This window comes from Deltaproteobacteria bacterium, from assembly GCA_009930495.1.
GTDB lineage: Bacteria > Desulfobacterota > Desulfovibrionia > Desulfovibrionales > Desulfomicrobiaceae > Desulfomicrobium.
In genome coordinates this window covers 1-4,021 of the sequence record RZYB01000204.1, presented here as the reverse complement: position 1 = coordinate 4,021, position 4,021 = coordinate 1, and the positions used below count along the sequence as shown (strand labels likewise).

Annotated in this window: 2 protein-coding genes; both read left to right on the top strand. The window is 67.5% G+C overall.

The window, feature by feature from the left end; translation table 11 throughout:
* Positions 1–2,715: alpha-2-macroglobulin family protein (locus EOL86_12490; protein ID NCD26393.1), on the top strand; the 2,715-nt coding region annotated here is incomplete at its 5' end.
* Positions 2,712–4,021: penicillin-binding protein 1C (locus EOL86_12485; GenBank protein ID NCD26392.1), on the top strand; the 1,310-nt coding region annotated here is incomplete at its 3' end. The genes EOL86_12490 and EOL86_12485, both read left to right, overlap by 4 nt.

The following is a 4,021-nucleotide window of genomic DNA, read 5'->3' as shown; positions in this document are numbered from 1 at the left end:
CGCGTCCGTCTGAGCGATCCGGCCAGCGGCACGGCCAGCGAACTGGAATTTTATTGCGGCGGCTGGGGCTATTCACCCTGGGCCGTGCAGAATCCGGCCCGTCTGGAACTGATTCCGGACAAAGCCGGCTACCGGGCCGGCGAAACGGCTTCCGTCCAGATCCGCTCGCCCTTTGCCGGCAAGGCACTGGTCACGGTGGAAGGCCGGGACGTGGACTATCTGCAAACCGTGGAACTGACCGGCAACACGGCCCAAATCCACATTCCCGTCCGCGAGGACTGGCAGCCCAACCGCCACCTAACCGTGACCCTGGTCCGCCGGGGAGCGGACATCCAGCCCGGCAGTCCGGGCCGGGCCTTTGGCGCCATTCCGCTCTTCGTGGACAGCCTTTCCAATAAGATGAACGTGGGCGTCACGGCTCCGGCCGAGATCCGTCCCGAAACCGACCTGCGCCTGGAAATTCAGGCCACGCCCCATGCCCGCCTGACCGTGGCCGTGGTCGACGAGGGCATCCTGCAACTGGCCGGAGGACAGAATCCCGACCCCTTCGCCCATTTCTACGCCCAGCGCGCCCTGGACGTGGAGAGCTTCGACAACTTCGCCCTGCTCTTTCCGCACATTGCCCTGGCCGTTCCCCTGGCTGGCGGCGACGAGGCCCTGGGCGCATCGGCCTTCATGCGCACCGAGGGCATCCGCCGGGTCAAACCCGTGACCTTCTGGTCCGGCTGGCTGACGGCGGACGAAGGCGGCAAGCTGGCCCACACCGTCCATCTGCCCGATTTCCAGGGGGCCCTGCGCGTCGTGGCCGTGGGGCACAAGGACAAATCCTTCGGCACGGGCGTGGCCCTGACCAGGGTGCGCACGCCGCTCGTCCTGACCCCGACCCTGCCCCGCTTCCTGGCCCTGGGCGACGAGATCGCCATCCCGCTGACCGTGCGCAACGACACGCCCGCTACCGGAACCTTTTCCGTCAACGCCAGCGTGGACGGCCCAGCCACCCTGGGCCAGATGCCCGAGCCGCTGTCCATCGCCACGGGCACCGAAAAAACCGTGTACCTGCCTCTGCGCTGCGGCCAGGTCGAAGGCGCGGTCCACATCGCGATCACGGCCACGGGCAACGGCGAAACCACGACCGTGCGCGAGGATCTGGACCAACGCTCACCCCTGCCCGTCCTGCGGACCATGACCAGCGGCGGGCTCAAGGAGGCGGACGGCGAGTTGGACACGACCGCGCCGGACACGCTCCTGCCCGGAACGGTTCGGCGCACGGTGCGCCTGTCCACTCTGCCGCTGATGCGCTTCGCCGGCCATTTGGACAACCTTTTAGGCTATCCCCATGGCTGCGCCGAACAGACCGTATCCAAGGCCTTTCCGCTCCTCCACTTTGCGGCCCTGGCCCAGGAACTGGCTCCCGGCCGCTTCAACACCACCGGGGCGGCGGGTCTGGTCCAAACCGCCATCCGCCGTTTGCAGACCATGCAGACCTCGTCCGGCGGCTATGGCTACTGGCCCGGCGACGGCGATCCGGACCCGTGGATGTCGGCCTATATCTGTCATTTCCTGCTCGAAGCGCGCCAGGCCGGGCACACCGTGCCGCCGCGCATGCTCGACGCCGGGCTGGAATACCTGCGCGGACTGGCCAACCCCGAATCGGGCAGCCCGGCGGCCAGAGTGGAACAGGCGGCCTACGCCCTCTACGTCCTGGCCCTGGGCGACCGGGCCGATCTGGGCGGACAGGATTTCCTGCGCGCCACCTTTGGCAAGGATTTAAACGGCATGACCCGGACCCTTCTGGCCGGGGCCTATTTCGAGACCAACAACCAGAACGCGGGCTTCGAGCTGCTTCATGTCAGCCCGGCCTTTGACGACGCCCGCCGGGAGTCCGGCGGCAACCTCGGCTCCGGTCTGCGCGACCGAGCGCTGGCCGCCCTGATCCTGGAGCGGAATCTGCCCGAAGACCCACGCCTGCCCGAGCTGATCACACGCATCAGCGCGGATCTGGGCCAGGGAGTGTGGTACTCGACCCAGGAAACAAGTCTGGCCTTCATGGCCATGGGCAAATACCTGGCGGCCCAAAACGATCCGCGCCCCTTTGCCGGCACCCTGAGCTGGGACGGGGGCAACGCGACCATCGACGAAACAAAAATCTGGGTCGGCTCCGACATCAACACCCTGGGCGCGTTGAAATTGACCAAGGCCCCGGCCGGCCGCGACGTGTTCTTCTCGGTCCTGACTTCGGGCGCGCCCAAGGCCGAAAGCCACGCGCCCACGGCCCAGGGCCTGGACGTCGACCAGACCTTCCTGACCCAGACCGGTGCGCCCCTGGACCTGAACCAGGTCCGCCAGGGCGAACTGATCGTCATGAAAACACGGGTCCGCTCGACCACGGGCCGCCTCGACAACGTGGTCGTGCAGAGTCTGCTGCCGGCCGGGCTGGAAGTGGAAAATCCGCGTCTGGCAACCACCGAAAAGCTCGACTGGATGGATGACACGGCCTTCATGGAAGGCCATCAGGATCTGCGCGACGACCGCGTCCTGGTCTTCACCAGCCTCGACGGCAAGGGCTGGAAAGTCCGCTACAGCGTGCTGCGGGCCGTGACGCCGGGCGTTTTCACCCTACCGCCGGTCCAGGCCGAAGCCATGTACATCCCGTCCCTGCGCGCCAGCGGCCCGCTGGGAACCATCCGCGTCACAAGCGAGGCGCCCACTCCATGATCCACGGCATCAGGGCCGTGGCCCGGCGCCAGTCACGACTGACGCGCCCGGTCACGGCCCTGGTTCTGCTTCTGGCCGCCCTGATCTGCGCGACCCTGATCCTGGACCACCTTTTCCCCTTTCCCGTGGCCAATCTGGAGCCCGCGCCGTCGGTCCGCATCCTGGACCGGAATGGCGAGCCCCTGCGCTTCTTCCTGGCCCCGGACGGCATGTGGCGCTTTCCCGTGACTCTAGACGAAGTTTCGCCGGACCTGGTCACAGCCATCATCGCCTCCGAGGATCGCCATTTTTACCGCCATCCTGGCGTCAATCCCCTGGCCGTAATCCGCGCCCTGTGGCTCAATCTGCGCCACGGCCGCGTCATCAGCGGGGCCTCGACCATCCCCATGCAGGTCGCCCGCCTGACCGCACCCGCGCCGCGTACCCTGGGCGCGAAAATTGTCGAATCCTTCCGCGCCGTGCAGCTCTCGGCCCACTACTCCAAGGACCAAATCCTGACCTGGTATCTGAATCTGGCCCCGTTCGGCGGCAACGTGGTCGGCGTGGGCGCGGCCGCCTGGCACTATTTCGACAAGGACCCGCGCCGGCTGTCCCTGGGCGAGATCGCCCTGCTCTCGGTCCTGCCGCGCTCGCCGACCCGCTACAACCCGCTCCGACATCCCGAGGCCGCCCGCGCCGTGCGCGACCGGGTTCTGCGCCGTTTCGACGGCCAAGGCGTGTTCGCGCACAAAGACCTGGCCGAAAGCCGCACCCGGCCGCTTCTGGCCGCGCGCGCCCAGGTACCCCAGGCCGCGCCCCATTTTTGTCTCTGGGCCCGAGCCAACCTCCCGGACCGCGCCGTGATCCGCTCCAGCCTGGACCGACGCATCCAAGCCGTGGCCGAAAGTCTGGTCACGGCCCGGATGGACGCGTTGCGGCGGGCGTCCATCGGCAACGCGGCCCTGGTCGTGCTCGACCTCAAGACCCGCGAAATTCTGGCCCACGTCGGCTCGGCGGATTTTTGGGACCCGAATCACCAGGGCCAGGTCGACAACACCCTGTCCCGACGCGCGCCGGGCTCGACCCTCAAGCCCTTTCTCTATGCCCTGGCCTTTGACCAGGGCCATCTTACGCCCGCGTCCCTGCTTCTGGACGTGCCCACGGACTTCGGAGGTTATCGCCCCGAAAACTATGGCCAGAATTTTCAGGGCGCGGTCAGCGCGCGCACGGCCCTGGCCGCGTCCCTCAATGTTCCGGCCGTACGACTGCTGGCCCGTTGCGGCCTGGAGCCATTTTATGAACTCCTTCGGGCCGGCGGGCTGACCAC